16 protein-coding genes are annotated in these 16030 nt (G+C 67.0%); 12 read left to right on the top strand and 4 right to left on the bottom strand.

What is annotated here, in order from left to right:
- The first annotated feature begins 230 nt into the window (after nucleotides 1-230).
- Both leuA and ACFU5M_RS07895 read left to right on the top strand, forming a co-directional pair.
- Nucleotides 231-2024: a 2-isopropylmalate synthase gene (gene leuA, locus ACFU5M_RS07900; protein ID WP_379045577.1), complete on the top strand. Its 1794-nt coding sequence runs from the start codon at nucleotides 231-233 to the stop codon at nucleotides 2022-2024.
- Nucleotides 2025-2286: 262 nt separating this feature from the next.
- Nucleotides 2287-3915 (top strand): AAA family ATPase, encoded by a 1629-nt coding sequence (locus ACFU5M_RS07895; protein WP_379045574.1) that lies wholly within the window; start codon nucleotides 2287-2289, stop codon nucleotides 3913-3915.
- A gap of 37 nt (nucleotides 3916-3952) precedes the next feature.
- Here ACFU5M_RS07895 and ACFU5M_RS07890 read toward each other — a convergent pair whose 3' ends face one another.
- Nucleotides 3953-4888, bottom strand: coding sequence for a LysR family transcriptional regulator (locus tag ACFU5M_RS07890; RefSeq protein WP_379045695.1), 936 nt, complete (start codon nucleotides 4886-4888; stop codon nucleotides 3953-3955).
- Between the two features lie 105 nt (nucleotides 4889-4993).
- On the opposite strand from ACFU5M_RS07890, the gene ACFU5M_RS07885 reads away from it, so the two are divergent.
- Together ACFU5M_RS07885 and ACFU5M_RS07880 are read left to right on the top strand one after the other, a co-directional pair.
- Nucleotides 4994-6013 carry an EamA family transporter gene (locus ACFU5M_RS07885; RefSeq protein ID WP_379045571.1) on the top strand — a complete coding sequence of 340 codons (1020 nt, stop codon included), beginning with the start codon at nucleotides 4994-4996 and terminating at the stop codon, nucleotides 6011-6013.
- 172 nt (nucleotides 6014-6185) lie between these two features.
- Entirely contained in the window at nucleotides 6186-7958 is a 1773-nt protein-coding gene (locus ACFU5M_RS07880; RefSeq protein WP_379045566.1) for an FAD-dependent oxidoreductase, read from the top strand.
- A gap of 971 nt (nucleotides 7959-8929) precedes the next feature.
- Here ACFU5M_RS07880 and ACFU5M_RS07875 read toward each other — a convergent pair.
- The gene (locus ACFU5M_RS07875) at nucleotides 8930-9238 is read right to left on the bottom strand and encodes a hypothetical protein (protein WP_379045563.1); all 309 of its coding nucleotides are present in this window, start codon (nucleotides 9236-9238) and stop codon (nucleotides 8930-8932) included.
- Between the two features lie 34 nt (nucleotides 9239-9272).
- Here ACFU5M_RS07875 and ACFU5M_RS07870 point away from each other — a divergent pair, with 34 nt between their 5' ends.
- From ACFU5M_RS07870 to ACFU5M_RS07835, 8 genes are all read left to right on the top strand, one after another.
- Nucleotides 9273-9587, top strand: coding sequence for a type VII secretion target (locus tag ACFU5M_RS07870; protein ID WP_379045560.1), 315 nt, complete (start codon nucleotides 9273-9275; stop codon nucleotides 9585-9587).
- A gap of 14 nt (nucleotides 9588-9601) precedes the next feature.
- Nucleotides 9602-10468 carry a hypothetical protein gene (locus ACFU5M_RS07865; RefSeq protein ID WP_379045557.1) on the top strand — a complete coding sequence of 289 codons (867 nt, stop codon included), beginning with the start codon at nucleotides 9602-9604 and terminating at the stop codon, nucleotides 10466-10468.
- Between the two features lie 316 nt (nucleotides 10469-10784).
- Nucleotides 10785-11051, top strand: a complete 267-nt coding sequence (locus ACFU5M_RS07860; RefSeq protein ID WP_379045553.1) for a hypothetical protein — start codon at nucleotides 10785-10787, stop codon at nucleotides 11049-11051.
- 185 nt (nucleotides 11052-11236) lie between these two features.
- On the top strand, nucleotides 11237-11878 hold the full coding sequence (locus ACFU5M_RS07855; protein WP_379045550.1) for a pyridoxamine 5'-phosphate oxidase family protein: 642 nt from the start codon (nucleotides 11237-11239) through the stop codon (nucleotides 11876-11878).
- A gap of 65 nt (nucleotides 11879-11943) precedes the next feature.
- Nucleotides 11944-13182: a MurT ligase domain-containing protein gene (locus ACFU5M_RS07850; protein WP_379045547.1), complete on the top strand. Its 1239-nt coding sequence runs from the start codon at nucleotides 11944-11946 to the stop codon at nucleotides 13180-13182.
- The gene (locus ACFU5M_RS07845; protein WP_379045692.1) at nucleotides 13176-13886 is read left to right on the top strand and encodes a type 1 glutamine amidotransferase; all 711 of its coding nucleotides are present in this window, start codon (nucleotides 13176-13178) and stop codon (nucleotides 13884-13886) included. The genes ACFU5M_RS07850 and ACFU5M_RS07845 overlap by 7 nt, the downstream gene beginning before the upstream one ends.
- A gap of 220 nt (nucleotides 13887-14106) precedes the next feature.
- A complete protein-coding gene (locus ACFU5M_RS07840; protein WP_379045544.1) occupies nucleotides 14107-14364 on the top strand; it encodes a hypothetical protein in 258 nt (85 codons plus the stop codon).
- A 19-nt stretch (nucleotides 14365-14383) separates the two neighbouring features.
- Nucleotides 14384-14875, top strand: a complete 492-nt coding sequence (locus tag ACFU5M_RS07835) for a hypothetical protein (protein WP_379045541.1) — start codon at nucleotides 14384-14386, stop codon at nucleotides 14873-14875.
- Here ACFU5M_RS07835 and ACFU5M_RS07830 read toward each other — a convergent pair.
- Complete coding sequence (locus ACFU5M_RS07830; RefSeq protein ID WP_379045538.1) at nucleotides 14812-15714, bottom strand: transglutaminase N-terminal domain-containing protein; 903 nt, start codon at nucleotides 15712-15714, stop codon at nucleotides 14812-14814. The two genes, ACFU5M_RS07835 and ACFU5M_RS07830, sit on opposite strands and share 64 nt — an antisense overlap.
- Nucleotides 15711-15887 (bottom strand): hypothetical protein, encoded by a 177-nt coding sequence (locus tag ACFU5M_RS07825; RefSeq protein ID WP_379045535.1) that lies wholly within the window; start codon nucleotides 15885-15887, stop codon nucleotides 15711-15713. Before ACFU5M_RS07825 ends, ACFU5M_RS07830 begins: the two co-directional genes overlap by 4 nt.
- Nucleotides 15888-16030 lie beyond the last annotated feature (143 nt).

Here is a 16030-nt window from a genome sequence, read left to right as displayed (position 1 = left end):
AAGCGTTGTCCACTGCCGGACCGAACGGTAGCCCGGTCGTCGGATCACCGGACGACGGGACCTCCCTTCCCGACCGGACACCGGCACGGTAAACTCGCGGACATCATGCAGCGGGCACTTCTTCTCGACCGCCGCGACGGGGTCTGATCGGACCGGCTCCCGTCGCGGGGTTTTGCCGCGCCGGTCGACCCAGCCCATTGGGAAAAACGACATCCTCGGGAGAAACCCCCATGTCCCCTGCTGACGCATTCGTATCCGCCGCGCGCACCATCACCGCGCCGAGCAAACCCGCCCCCGCCGACCAGCCCGGGTGGAACCAACAGAAGAACTCCTCGATGCCGACGTTCCGCTATCGGCCGTTCGCCGAGGAGGTCGAGCCGATCACACTGCCCGACCGCACCTGGCCGGACCGGGTCACCGATCGGGCGCCGGGCTGGTGTGCGGTCGACCTGCGCGACGGTAACCAAGCGTTGATCGACCCGATGAGTCCGGCCCGCAAGCGCCGCATGTTCGACCTGCTGGTGCGGATGGGTTACAAGGAGATCGAGGTCGGGTTCCCCTCGGCGAGCCAGACCGATTTCGACTTCGTCCGCGAGATCATCGAGGACGGCGCGATCCCCGACGACGTGACCATTCAGGTGCTGACCCAGTGCCGCCCGGAATTGATCGAACGCACATTCGAAGCATGTGCGGGCGCGCACAGCGTCATCGTGCACTTCTACAACTCCACCTCGATCCTGCAGCGGAAGGTGGTGTTCCGCGCCGACCGCGAGGCGGTGAAGAAGATCGCCACCGACGCCGCCGCGCTGTGCCTGGAGATCGAGCAGCGCTACCCGGACACCACCTGGCGCTACGAGTACAGCCCGGAGTCCTACACCGGCACCGAGCTGGAGTACGCCAGAGACGTCTGCGACGCGGTCTCGGCGATCATCGCGCCGACACCGGACAAGCCGCTGATCATCAATTTGCCCGCCACCGTGGAGATGGCCACCCCGAACGTCTACGCCGACTCGATCGAGTGGATGAGCCGCAACCTGGCCCGCCGTGACTCGATCGTGCTGTCGCTGCACCCGCACAACGACCGCGGCACCGCCGTGGCCGCCGCCGAACTGGGCTACCAGGCGGGCGCCGACCGGATCGAGGGCTGCCTGTTCGGCAACGGTGAGCGCACCGGCAACGTCTGCTTGGTCACGCTGGGGATGAACATGTTCTCCCGCGGCATCGATCCGCAGATCAACTTCTCCGACATCGACGAGATCCGCCGCACCGTCGAGTACTGCAACCAGCTGCCGGTGCACGAGCGCCACCCGTACGGCGGCGACCTGGTCTACACCGCGTTCTCCGGCAGCCATCAGGACGCCATCAACAAGGGCCTGGACGCGATGAAGGCCACGGCCGACGCCGCCGGGGCGGATGTCGCCGACATCGTCTGGGAGGTGCCCTACCTGCCGATCGACCCGAAGGACGTCGGCCGCACCTACGAGGCGGTCATCCGAGTGAACTCGCAGTCCGGCAAGGGCGGCGTCGCCTACATCATGAAGACCGACCACGGGCTGGCGTTGCCGCGGCGGCTGCAGATCGAGTTCTCCCAGGCGATCCAGAAGATCACCGACGGCGAGGGCGGCGAGGTGACCCCCAAGGAGATGTGGGACGTCTTCCACGAGGAGTACCTGAGCCCGATCCGCCCGCTGGAGCGGATGCGCCAGAAGGTCACCGCGTCGGAGACCGACGGCGGGGTCGATTCCATCGTGGCCGTGGTGAAGGTCGACGGCGTCGAGCAGGAGATCACCGGTAAGGGCAACGGACCGCTGGCGGCGTTCGTCGACGCGATCGGCGCGGTCGGCTTCGACGTCGAGGTGCTGGACTACTCCGAGCACGCCATGTCCGCGGGCGACGACGCGCAGGCTGCCGCCTACGTCGAGTGCGCGATCGGTGACCGGGTGGTATGGGGCGTAGGCATCGCCACCTCGATCACCACCGCGTCGCTGCGCGCGGTGGTGTCGGCGGTGAACCGGTCGCACTGACAGCGCATTCCGGAAAAGCTCGGACGGGCGTCGCGACGGTTCCACCGCGCGGCGCCCGATCCCGCTGGCGCAGACCGGTTGTGGAGCGCGCCGCTCCCCACGTCCGGCACGCCTGCCGCGACACGGCGCAGCGAACCCCGTGCTAGCGTGGGATTCGCACTCCAAGCGCCGAGCTCTCTGCTCGAATTCCCGAGCAGATGGGGGAACCGTGACAACTAACGACCACAATCCGACCTCTCCGCCCTGGCTGCAGAGTCATTCCGTGGATACGGCCGAAGTCAGCGACGCGGAGTCAGCGACCACCGACCAGTCGGCCGAGCCGATCGGCGGCGAGGAAGCGAAGGAATCCGACGTGACGGATGGGCCTGCCCAGCCGGACGCACAGCCCGAACAGCCGGAGCCGCAAAGCTCGACGGAGCAGACCACGGTCTATCCGCAAGCAGGCGCACCGGCGCAGGCTTGGGCGCCCCCGCAGGGCGGACCGGCCGAACCCTACGGTTCCTACGCCCCGCCCGGTCCGGGCTCGTATCCCCCTCCGTCGCCTTTTCCGGGGGAGCCGTTCGCTACCGGCGCATTTCAGCCGCCGCCGAGTCACAGCGGTAGCCACCCAATAGCCACACCTCCGGACGGGCCCCATCCCGGTTACGGGGAGTACCGCCAGGAGATCGGCGGCGACGGCTTGGTCCGGCGGGTACCCGTCGACTCCGCGCAGCCCGAACCCGGTGCGCCGCAGCAGGATCAGTCCAGCGGCCCGATCTACAGCTGGGCGCCGCCACCCCCGCCGGTGACACATCAACCGCCGCCTCCCCCTTATCAACCGCCGCCTCCGCCGCCGATCGGGCAACCGCAGATGCCGAGCTGGCAAGGCGGACCGCCGCATCAGTCCGCACCGCCGTTCCAGCCGCAGCATGTGCCGCAGCCCGGCCAGCCGGGACATTCGGTGAACGATCTCAATCTGCTCCGGCGGGCCCGCAGGGCGCCGCGCAGCGGTTGGCGCCGCGCCGTGCACAAGGCGTCCGGCGGCATGATCAACCCGGGCGAGTCGGCCGCAGACATCGTCTACCAGGACCTCGCCGACCGGGTGAACCAGCCGGTGCGCGGGGACTACCGGATCGCGATCCTCTCGCTCAAGGGCGGCGTCGGAAAGACAACCACCACGGTCGGTCTCGGCTCCACCTTCGCCACGCAGCGCGGCGACCGGGTGATCGCGATCGATGCCAATCCCGACCTGGGCACACTCGCGCACCGGGTGCCGCGGCAAACCCGCTCGACCGTGCGCAACCTGCTCGAGGATCAGCACATCACCAGGTACTCCGACGTTCGGGCGCACACCTCGCAGGCACCGAGCCGTCTGGAAGTGCTTGCCAGTGAACAGGATCCGGCGGTCTCCGAGGCGTTCAGCGAAGCGGACTACCGCAAGGCGATCAGCATCCTGCAATCGTTCTACAACATTATTCTGACCGACTGCGGAACCGGCTTGATGCACTCCGCGATGGCCGGCGTACTGGATATGGCGAGTTCGCTGGTGCTGGTCACCTCGCCCGCCATCGACGGCGCGCGCAGCGCCTCGGCCACGCTGGACTGGCTCGACCACCACGGCTACGGCAAGCTGGTGGAGCGAACGGTCGTGGTGGTGAACGCTTCCCGGCGCGGCGCGTCCACCGTCGATCTCGACCAGCTGCGCAAACTGTTCCTCGACCGCACCCGCGCGGTGCAGGTGGTGCCGTTCGACGACCATCTCGCCGAGGGCGCGGAGATCGATCTGGAACTGGTGAGCAAGCCGACGCGGCGGGCGTTGCTGGAGCTGGCGGCTATGGTCGCCGACGACTTCGGCTACGTCAGCTCGCAGAGCCAGCATCCCTACCGGCAACCGCCGCCGCACGGATTCTGATCGGTTCATCCCCCGATTCGAACGCCGCCGCCCGGAGTCATACCGGTGCGGCGGTGTTCTTTTCGCGCACCGTCCCGGAGTCGGCGGTCACCCACGTGGCGGCCGTTTCGAATGCCGCGAGCACAGCCGTGATCGCCGGACGGGCATCGGCCCTGGGTCGGGTGGCCAGTTCGTACATCCGGGCGGCACGCACACCGGATAGCCGCAACACCGCCAGGTCGGGGTGGCCAACCGCGTAGCGCGGCATGAGGGCGACGCCGTAGCCGATGGCGACCAGCGTCTCGATGACGCGGAAATCGTTGAGCCGCTGCGCTATGCGCGGCTGCACGCCGGTCACGGTGGCAATCGAGCGCAGCACGTCGTCAACGGGGAATCCGCCGCGCACGCTCAGCCAGGTCTCGTCGGCCAGCTCCTCCGGCGCCACGGCCGAGCGGCCCGCGAGCCGATGCGTCGGCGCCACGACGACATCGATCGGTTCGCGCATGAGTACCCGGGTCGCGACGCGCGGGTCGGCGATCGGCGCGGCGCGTTCGTCGCGGTGGGTCAGAACCACGTCGTAGTCGGCGAGCAGTCGCGCTACCTCCGACGGGGGCACGTCCTCGTCCCGCGCGACCACCTCGACACCGCTGTCCAGCATGCCGGGCAGCACATGCGGCAGCAGTAACGCGCCGCCGGAGGGGAACACCGCGACGCGGACCCGACCGCGCGGTGAACCGCGATAGTGCGCCATCTCGGCGACCGCGCGGTCCATGGCCGCGAGCACTTCGTCGGCGCGCACCACCAGGGCGCGGCCGGCGTCGGTGAGCCGGACCCGCCTGCCGTCCGGTTCGAGCAGGGTCACGCCCGCTTCCCTGGCCAGCACCTTGAGCTGTTGGGAAACGGCGGAGGGCGTCATCGACAGCGCCGCGGCGACGGCGACCACGGTGCCGCGATCGGCCAGTTCACGTAGGACACGCAGCCGCTCCACGGCCATGGGCGGACCGGGTGCGACAGAGCCGGAATCCATTAAGCGATGCTACATCATCTATCCACAATTATTCGATTGTTCTGATGGTTAGCGAGCCGCACGATGAAGTGCGTGACCAACCGCGACCGCCTGCTCGGCTTGACCGTCGTCCTGCTCTGGGGAGTGAACTTTCTCGCCATCCGAGTGGGGCTCGACCACTTCCCCCCGTTCTTCTTCGCGGCACTGCGCTTCGCGGTGCTCGCGGTGCCCGCGCTGCTGTTCATTCCGCGCCCTCCGGTGCGAATGCGCTGGATCCTGCTGTACGGCACCGGGTTCGGCATCCTGCAGTTCGCGTTCCTGTTCACCGCGATGCGGGTGGGCATGCCGACCGGGCTGGCCTCGCTGGTCCTGCAGTCCTCGGCGCCGTTCACCGTGCTGCTCGGCGCGCTGCTGCTCGGTGAGCGACTTCGTCCGGTGCAGGTCGCGGGCATCACCGTCGCGGTGGCGGGCATGGCGGTGATCGGCTGGGACCGGCTGGGACACGCCACCCTGCTGCCGGTGCTACTCACCTTGGCGGGCGGCCTCGGCTGGGCCTTCGGCAACATCGGCGCACGCCTGGCCGGTACCGAGACCCAGGGCGTCAACCCGCTGCATCTGATGCTGTGGACCACCGCCGTTCCGCCGGTGCCGCTGTTCGCGCTGTCGCTGTTCGCCGAAGGCCCGACCGCGGGCGCTCGCGCCTTGGCCGAGTCGTTCACCGCCGAGGGATTGCCCGCGCTGCTGGCGCTCGCCTATATCGCCGTTCTCGCCACCGTGGTCGGCACGGGACTGTGGACCTATCTGCTCGGGCGTTATCCCGCCGGGCTCGTCGCGCCGTTCTCGTTGCTCGTTCCGGTGGTCGGGATCGCCGCCGCCTGGACTGTCCTCGGCGAGATACCGACCCCGTTGTCCCTGGTCGGCGGCGTGGTGGTGCTGGCGGGCGCGTTCGCCGCCACGTCGAGCAGGCCGCGTGCGGCGACGGCCGACGTCCGCACCGGAGCACCGATCGCATTCGCACCGGCCGACTCCGGTCACCCGGCCCGACAGGCGGTCACGCCCGCATCCGGCCACCGCCGACGGACACCGCGGGCCGAACCGACCTGCGCGACCTGATCGGCGCCGACCACCCCGGACGCCGAAGCGCTCCCCCCGCGTGTGCTCGGTCGCACGGATTCCGCACGGCGCACCGATCGCTTTGCGGGGTGGGTGCGAGATCCTCGAATTGCCGCCTTACAGTAGTGCCCGGCGTGGAAGTTGGTCCCGGTTCTAGGCAGCAGAGCGGCGCATGGCAGAAAATCGATGGACCGTATCGCGAAGAGCACTGCTTCGTAACACGGTCGCGGCAGGAGTGGCAGCGGGTGCGCTGGCGGCAGGTGCGTTACGACCGACGCCGGCCGCCGCGAATTCCGGTGGGAGACGGGTCGCGGTGCTGGGCGGCGGCGTCGCCGGTCTCACCGCAGCGCACGAGCTGGCCGAACGCGGATTCCAGGTCACCGTCTACGAAAAGCGCGCGTGGGGCGGCAAAGCCCGCAGCGTCGGCGTGCCGGGCACCGGTGCGGGGGGACGACCGGATTTACCCGGCGAACACGGCTTCCGCTTCTTTCCCGGCTTCTATCAGCACGTGCCGGACACCATGCGTCGAATCCCGTTCCCCGGCAATGCCAACGGCGTATGGGACAACCTCGTCGCGGTGCCGGAAGCACGATTCGCCCGCCGCGGCGGCGACGACTTCCGCGTCCCGCTCGGTCCGCGCTCCCGCGCCGAATTCTCGCCGGACAGCTTCCGCGAAACGATCGGCGCGGCGCTGTCGACCACGCTGAAGATGCCCCCCGACGAGGGCATCTACTTCGCCGAACGCCTGCTGGTCTTCAATACCAGCTGCGATGCCCGCCGCGTCGGTCAGTGGGAGCGCACCTCCTGGCACGATTTCGTCGGCGGCCACGCGCGCTCCCACGAGTTCCGCGCGCTGCTCTCGCGCACGCTGACCAGCATCATGGTCGCCGCGAAGGAGAACGTCGCGAGCGTGCGCACCATCGGCACGATGGGCGAGCAGTTCCTCGGCAATCCGATGGGGATCGGCAACGACGGCGGCTTGGACCGCGTGCTCGACGGCCCGACCAACGCGGTCTGGATCGAGCCGTGGATGCGGCGGATCCGCGAACTCGGGGCGGAGTTCGCGCTGGGCGCCGAGGTGCGCGAGCTGGAGGTGCGCGACCGCAGGATCGTCGCGGCCCGCGTCGTGGACGAAACCGGCGCGCAACGCACGGTCGAGGCGGACTACTTCGTCGTCGCCCTGCCCGCCGAACGGGCGCGCACCCTGTGGTCGCCGCAGGTACTCGCCGTCCGGCCGGAATTGGCGGGAATGGACCACCTCGTCACCGACTGGATGAACGGCATCCAGTTCTATCTGCGGCGATCGGCCGATATCTCGCGCGGCCACACCGCCTATATCGACGCGCCGTGGTCGCTCACCTCGATCAGCCAGAACCAGTTGTGGCGCCGCAAGCTGACCGAGTTCGGTGACGGCACCGTGCAGGACTGCCTGTCGGTGGACATCTCCGACTGGAACACTCCCGGCATTGTGTTCGGCAAACCGGCCAAGGAGTGCACGCACGAGGAGATCGCGCGCGAGGCCTGGGCGCAGATCCGGGCGCACCTGGACGATCGCGGCGAAGTGCTGGGCGACGCCGACCTGCATTCCTGGTTCCTCGACCCGGGCATCACCTGGCAGGAGGGGCAGCGGCGCAATGCCAATGCCGACCCGCTGCTGATCAACACCGCCGGCTCGTGGGAGTACCGCCCGCAGGCGCACGGCGCAATGGAAAACCTGTTCCTCGCAGGCGATTACGTGCGCACGAACGTCGATCTGGCGACCATGGAGGGCGCCAACGAGTCCGCGCGCGCCGCGGTGAACGCGCTGCTGGACGTCGCCGGTTCGAATGCGGAGCGCTGCCGGATGTACACCCTCTACCGCGCGCCCGAACTGGAACCGCTGCGCCGGATCGACGCCGACCGGTACGCGGCGGGACAGCCCAACATGTTCGACATCCCGCTTTGACCGACGATCGATATCCCCTATCAGAACGGATTTTGATTGCCAGCGCATCACCAGGTCAGCGGCACCGTCCGGGCCAGCGGTCACGTGCTTGATCATCGAGCGGTCCGAATGCGAGTGTCGAGGACGACCCTTGAGATATGGTTCCGGGTGAACGATCCGACCGCCGAGCCAACTGGCTCGTAAAGGCTTTCGTCACGTGTGGATGCCGACCACCGGATGACAACCCCCCGGTGGGCAGAGAAGCCGGTCGCGGCTGCCAAGGTGCCTGTCTGTCGTTCTCCGGCCATGTTTTCGAAGCGGGCGAAGGTGGCGAGATGCGCACAATCCCAACGGCTCTCGCACAACTGGTGTGTCGTATCTGCAGGTTGACAACGCGAACAACGGCCGGAATGATAGTCGCTTGCCGGGCCCAGGCCGGGCAGATTCACGCGAACGGGGGGTGTGATGTCGAATCCAACGAATAGTCCGCTGCCCACAAGGGCACTCCGTGACTGTCGTGAGGTGCTGCGATGACCAACGGAGGTTGGTTCAACCATTACGATGACCCGGACGAGTTCTGGGATGATGAACCTCTAGCGGTGAATAGGCGGCCTCTCACACACCCTCCGTCATCTCCACGGAATCCTGCATCGCCTTCGCGAAATGTAGTCCCTGCTTCGAAATCCGTTAGGCCACAACACCTGGCTGCAGGACCAATGCCGACTGATGTCGGTGCCGGTCAGCCGCAGAACTGGCAGGACTCCACATACGCGACTGTACAGCTCGACAGAGGACTCCTACCGATCCGTATACAGCTAATCCCCCAGTGGCACCGTTATGTGGACGGAAGTGACGCTGGTGCGGAAATTATGCGGGCATACCAAAAGGCCCTCGGAATCCATCTAGGCGAGACTATCAAATCTGGAGAGTTCTTCAGCGGAAAATTTCGACACGAGTGCGCAGTTCCCGACCGACGCACAGTGTTGACTTTGTTACTTGAAACTGCTAGCTGGGCTGATTATCGCGAAGCTCAGGCGCGCATATTCAGCCGGAACAGTTTTGACGTTCACGGCCGGGTGTGGATTCATAATGAGCCGGTAACCTTGGTGCACGCTAATTGCTTTCAATTGAATTCCATACGGATCTGGCCAGAGTGGGCGCGGCAGGCTGATCCCTTCCAGATAGCCGATGAGATACTTTATTGCGCCGATCGAGTCCGCGAGCTGCGCCCCGCCTTCATGGTTCGGCAAGATTACTCCAGGTACTCGATAAAGGATCTCGAATATCATCATATTCGGCATCGCGAAAATTTGATCGAGGAGTTGAGGGTTTAATATGGCCGCACCGTCGAAGAACGCTATCTCAGTCGCGGTAGATCAAGTGCGCAGCGCTGCAACCAACTGGGATGAGGCCGCGGCCGCATTGCAAGAGGCGCAAAAGCACACCGAGAAAGCTAAGTTCGAGAAGCTCGAGGCGGGCATCTTCGCACTTGCCTACGATAAGTATAAATCGGCTCCCGACTTTGTGCACGAACGAATGAAGGAGGGAGTAGCAGTTTTTAGCGAGATTGCTCAAACCCTCCGTCTGGTAGCGGATACTTATCAGGCCGAGGACGAGGGGCATGAGCACGAGATCCGTGACCTCTACTGAGGTAGCGCCGGAGCATGAGCGAAGACAAGTACCCCCAGGCACGAACAGACCTTAGTACAAACATTGAGGTAATCACAACTAAGGCGGATGAACTGAAAAATCATCCCGAGAAGGTTGATGACGCCTTTGGGGATATAGTAAAAGCCGTTCGCATATCCGGTTGGGCATTCTTCGGCCTCGGGGGCGGACTCGGTGCCGAGGAGGTCGTCGACAGACTCTGGGAAGAACGGGACAAGATCCAGCAGAGCATCGAAGACACCGCCACCGAACTGGCCAAGCTGATAAAGGGGATAGCAGTCCCGATTACATTCATCGATTACGCCAATACGTGGCGCGATATCGCAAGTGCGGTTACGAACGCTGGGACCCAAATCGGCGAGACGTCACTTAAAGCTCATTGGTCGGGAATTGCGGCGGAGTCATATGAAAATTGTAGAACACGACAAGAAAGGCCCTGCTCCCAACAAGCGCTTCCGGCGTCATGCGAAACGATAGCGGCCGCACTGGAGGATGTTGCAGTAAAGACGCTAGAGTTCTACCGAGAGATAGTTGAAGCTATTCTTTCATTTATTTCCAGCCTAGGCGAGTTGTACGCTATCGCCGCTTCGGGACCACTTGCAGCGGCACAAACCGGAGATATCGTGGCATCCATCGGCAATGCATACAATGCAATCGCCTTGGCGATTGGAAGCATCGCCTCGTCAGCCCAGAACAGCATTATCAATGGAAACCGGATAGCGCAGGCTAGCTCGGATATCGATGGTCTGCCGGACAACACATGGCCACCGATGGCCGTCAACGAGTCCGCCAAGTTCGATGACGCAACTGTCACGGATGGCACAAATAAGTGGTCCGTGAATACGGACAGGCGGACGCAGTGACCGGCATCCATCGAGATAGGAGCGATGATTGAGTAGGGTCGTAGGATGCTTGGTTCGCGCGACTGCAGGGCTTGTAGCCATCGTGCTCGTACCGGGGTGCGGAATAATGAACAATAGTTCTACACCAGAAGACTCTCACCATACTCTTCGCGATCAGTGCAACAGAACGCTGAATTTTTTTGCAAGCGACCTCGGGATAGCCCATGTAGCTATCGAATACGGGTCCGATAAACCCGAAGATCCGATAGCGCGGGGGGCCACGTGTACCATAAGGCAGGCCGACTTGGTAGGAGTGGGACAGACAAGGCTTCGAGCCATGTTGCCGAGCGAAACGGATCCTCCCTTACTCAAAGGTGACGCGAGCTATGTTCCGCAAGCCGGGTACAAGGAGAAGGTGTGGCTGAATCGCACCGACGATGCGGTTCGTATCGTAACCAAGGTTGACGGTTGGCAAGGCTCCCTCACGGTGAACACGGCTCTGATCGAAACCGGACGGGCTGCACGAAAATTCGACGTCTCCGACCAGCAGATCCGTAGCGCATCGCAGTTCCTGATCGATTTGACCAATGAACTCGGCTCGTGAGTCGTTGACTATCTTGGACGATCAGCCGGATGGCACACCTTCACCTGTACCCTGTCCGGTGTGCTGCGGCCGGGCGACCCAACCTCTTCGACTTTTCCGTCCAAGCCGCCGAAGGGTGACCGATCTCCTCTCGGCCGAACGGAATTCGATCGCCCTCGGCGCGCAGGCAGTGCTTGAATCGGAATATGCCCGACAGCACCGTCCCCAACGAGATCAGCGATGCGGCCGACTTGCGTCGATTGCTCGGCGACGTGGCGCCGCGCGTCGCCACCAAGGAGCGGGCCGCCCTGCACGCCAGGGACCGGGAGTGGATCGCCACCTCGCCGTTCCTGGTGATGAGCACCAGCGATGCTCACGGCAACTGCGACGCCTCCCCGAAGGGCGATCCGGCGGGGTTCGTGCGGGTGCTCGACGACACCACCCTCGCCATCCCGGAGCGCCCCGGTAACCGGCGCGCCGACGGCTATCTCAACATCCTGGCCAACCCGCACGTCGGCCTGCTGTTCCTGATCCCGGGCCGCCGCGAGACGCTGCGGATCAACGGCCGCGCCCGGCTGGTGCGCGACGCGCCGTACTTCGAGGACATGGTGGTGCGCGGGCATCGCCCGATCCTCGCCGTCGAGGTGGATATCGACCAGATCTTCTTCCACTGCGCCAAGGCGTTCATGCGCAGTCACCTCTGGGAGCCCGAGCAGTGGCCGGAGGACACCTTGCCGAGCCCTGCCTGCCTGGTCAAAGAGGTGCAGACCAACGTCACCGAGACGGTGGAGGAACTGGAGCGCTACTACTCGCCGGAGAACTACGCGGCCAAGCTCTACCGCGACTGAGCCGCGTGGCATACGCCACCGGACCGCGGCGCGCCCGGCGCGCGGGGCGAACATAGACTCGCGACGTGGCAGACATATCGGTGCGCGGACGGCTCGCGCTGGCGGCGGCGGCCGCGGCGTCTTGGGCCTCGCAGAAGGCGGGTCGCGGCAAGGGCTCGATGATCGGCGGCCTGATCGCGTTGAAGATCGATCCGACCGTCATGGACCAGCTGGGGCGGCAGCGGCGCACCGTGCTGGTGACCGGCACGAACGGCAAGTCCACCACCACGCGGATGACCACCGCCGCGCTCAGTACCCTGGGCGCGGTCGCGACCCAGGCCGACGGCGCGAACATGGACGCGGGCATCGTCGCCGCGCTCAACGTGCACCGGCGCGCGCCGCTGGCCGCGATCGAGGTGGACGAACTGCACCTGCCGCACGTCACCGATTCGCTGAACCCCTCGGCGGTGGTGCTGCTGAACCTCAGCCGCGACCAGCTCGACCGGGTCGGCGAGATCAACATGATCGAGCGCAAACTGCGCGCCGGGCTCGCGAAGCACCCCGCCACCGTGGTGATCGCCAACTGTGACGACGTACTGGTCACCTCCATCGCCTACGACCACCCCAACGTGGTGTGGGTGTCCGCGGGCAGCGGCTGGGCGATGGACGCGACCAGCTGCCCGCGCAGCGGCGAGCCGATCGTCTGGGAGGGCGAGCACTGGCGCAGTACCGGTGCGGATTTCCAACGCCCCGAACCGGATTGGTGGCTCGACGGGGACGACCTGGTCGGGCCGGATGGCGCGCGTTTCCCGCTACGGCTCGCGCTGCCTGGCCGGGCCAATCGCGGTAACGCAGCACAGGCGGTGGCCGCCGCCGTCGCGCTGGGAGCTGACGCGGAGCAGGCCGTCGCGGCCGCGGGCACGGTCCGGGAGATCGCCGGCCGCTACCGCACCGTGCAGGTCGGCGAGCACGACGCGCGACTGCTGCTGGCGAAGAATCCGGCCGGATGGCAGGAGGCGCTGTCGATGATCGAGCCGACCTCCGCGGGCCTCGTGATCGCGGTGAACGGCCAAGTGCCCGACGGCGAGGACCTGTCCTGGCTGTGGGACGTGCGGTTCGAGCGCTTCGAAGGCGTGCAGGTGGTGGCCGCGGGCGAACGCGCCACCGACCTCGCGGTGCGGCTGACCTACGCCGGAGTGGAGCACACCCTGGTACCCGATCCGGTGCGCGCCATCGCGTCGTGCCCCGCGGGCCACGTCGAAGTGCTGGCGAACTACACCGCGTTCCGCGATCTCAACCGTGACCTCGAGGAGCAGGCATCATGAGTTCGACCTTCCGCATCGGCTTGGTGCTGCCGGACGTGATGGGCACCTACGGCGACGGCGGCAACGCCCTCGTGCTGCGCCAGCGACTGCGCATGCGCGGCCACGACGCCGAGATCGTGGAGATCACGCTATCGGAGCCGGTACCGGACTCCCTGGACGTCTACACCCTGGGGGGCGCGGAGGATTCCGCCCAGCGGTTGGCCACCCGGCACTTGCAGCGCTATCCCGGCTTGCAGCGCGCCGCCGCGAAAGGCGCTCCGGTGCTGGCGATCTGCGCGGCCATCCAGGTGCTCGGCCAGTGGTACGAGACCTCGGCGGGTGAGCGGGTGGACGGCGTCGGCCTGATCGACGTCACCACCTCGCCGCAGCACAAGCGCGCGATCGGCGAGGTGACCACCGCACCGCTGCTGGACGGGCTCACCGCGGCGCTCACCGGCTTCGAAAACCACCGGGGCGGCACGAAACTCGGCGGTGAAGCGCACGGCCTGGCACGCGTCACCCATGGCGTCGGCAACGGCGTCGGCGACGGACTGGAAGGCGTCGTCCAGGGTTCGGTGATCGGCACGTACATGCACGGCCCGGTGCTGGCCCGCAACCCCGAACTCGCCGACCTGCTGCTGATGCGCGCCCTCGGCGTCACCGAGCTGGCCCCCCTCGACCTCCCCGAGGTCGACCAGCTCCGCCGGGAGCGCCTGCGCGCCTGAGCCTTCTGGGTCACCGACTCGGCGAGCATTGTGCGCGCCACCGGCGGCAATGGGCGCGCGCCACGACCGCACAGGCGCCCCGCGCCGGGGTGTTGCGGTGCGTTCTACCGGAGACCAGCGCGCACACCCGAGGTGCGCCACTGCCTGCTCCTCGTCAGCGCAGGCGCTTCAGGGCGGCACACGCGGGGCGAGCGGCGAGGATCGAATAGGTGGCCGGGGCGTGGTGGTGCGCTGTTCCCGGTACCGGCGCGCGAACCGGCCACGGACGGGCAGCCACCGCCGCACCGATGCCGGGCTGCAAGCCCGCGGCGCGGTGAAGCTGGCCGAGATCGATTCTCGGCTCACCGAGCTGACCGCGGTGCGCGACACCCTGCGCGCCGCGCTCGCCGCCGGATGTGACGACCTGATCGCCTGCAGCGAGAGCCCCTGCTGCCCGGTCCCATTCGCCACCGCCGACAGCGACGACTGTGACCGCTGAGGACGCCAGGGACACGGCGTTGGTGGACGCCGATCGGTCTGGGCGCGTTCCTCTGCGTCGGATGCTGCCTGGCCGGAGCCTGATCGCTGCCGCCAGAATCCTCGGCGGCGGGATCACCCTGGTCCGCGTGTCGTGGCTGGAACCGCTCGGCATCATCCTTATCGCCGCCGCGAATGGTCGGACCGGCGTGGTCGCGCGCCCGCGTCCGGCGCACCGCATGCACCGCCACCTCGACCGGCTGCTCGGGTTCGGCATGCGCCTGCACCATCGCCGCACCCCTGAACGCGGCTTCGTAAGTCCGGCGGCCATGACCGCGGGATCCTGTTGTTCATCCCGCCGCCGACGCCTGACTGTTGCGGCAGCGAGCCGAGGACATCGCGGCTGGACCCGGATCGGCGCCCGCGTCATCGCCCTCGGACTCCCGGGCGCCGGTAGGTCGCGTGCCGGTCAGATTCGGACCTCGATGACGTCGACGGAGACGGTGATCGTGCTGTCCTTGGCGTCGGTGTAGATGATGCCGCGCAGCGGAGGGACGTCCGCGTAGTCCCGGCCCCAGGCGGCGGTGATGTAGCGCTCGTCGCCGAACTGGTCGTTGGTCGGGTCGAGGTCGATCCATCGGCCGGTTCGGTCGCGCCCGTTCGCGGCGGGTGTCCACACGGCCGCCCAGGCGTGCGTGGCGTCGGCGCCGACCATCCGTTCCTCTTCCGGCAGCGGATCGGTGGCCAGGTAGCCGGACACATAACGGGCGGCGAGGCCGTGCGACCGCAGGCAAGCGACGGCGAGGCGGGCGAAATCCTGACAGACACCGGCGCGTGCGGCGAACACGTCGGCCACCCGCGTGGACACCGTCGTTGCGCCGGACCGGTAGGCGAAGTCGTGGTGGATACGCGTGTTCAGCTCGGTCACCGCGTCCAGCAGCGGCCTGCCCGGCGGGAAGGATTCGGCGGTGTACGCGACGATCTCCGCGGTGATCTCCGGCGGGTGCAGGTCGAGCACGAACTCCACGTTCGCGCCGGCCGGGCGTGCCTTCTCCCACGGCTCGTCGGCCGGGCCGTTGCCATCCCGAAGGGGTAGCTCGACTTCGACCAGCGATTCGCCGACGACCGCCAGCGCCCGATGTTCGGTGGTGACGTGGAAGTAGGAGGTGATGTTGCCGTACACGTCCGCGCCGACCGACCGGTCCGAAGGAGCCGGGTCGATCCGGATGTCGTGGGAAAGCAGTCGCTGGGCGGGCAGCTCACGCGGCGTGAGGTACGCGCGACCGTAGGAGTTGGTGACCTCCCCGGAGTACGAGTACTTGGTGCGATGCTCGACTCGGTAGCGGCGGACCGCACCGCCGGGGCCGTTCATTCGACAACCTGCGCGCTACCCCACAGCGGCTGTATGCCGACCGGCAGCGACAGGGTCGTGGTCTCGAAGGACTCCGACACCTTGCGCAGACGCGAGTGCACTCCCTCCAGCAACTCCGCCAGTTCGGTGCGCCGGTCGTCCACGTCGGTGACCTCCAAGTCGTCAGGGTCCAAGCGGCGCAGCATGCGGCGTGGGTGCGCGCGCAGCCCCGGCGGGCGCGCGGGGGGCGCAGCCCCCGGGCACCCGGGGGAAAAGGCCGGGCCCCGGGGCCCCGGATAGGCCCGCCAACGCGGGGTGGGGGGGGGGGACAGCCGGC

Origin of the sequence: Nocardia sp. NPDC057455 (assembly GCF_042802775.1) — a bacterium.
Lineage (GTDB): Bacteria > Actinomycetota > Actinomycetes > Mycobacteriales > Mycobacteriaceae > Nocardia.
The sequence above is the reverse complement of the archived record's forward strand: the minus strand, read 5'-3'. Positions and strand labels throughout refer to the sequence as shown.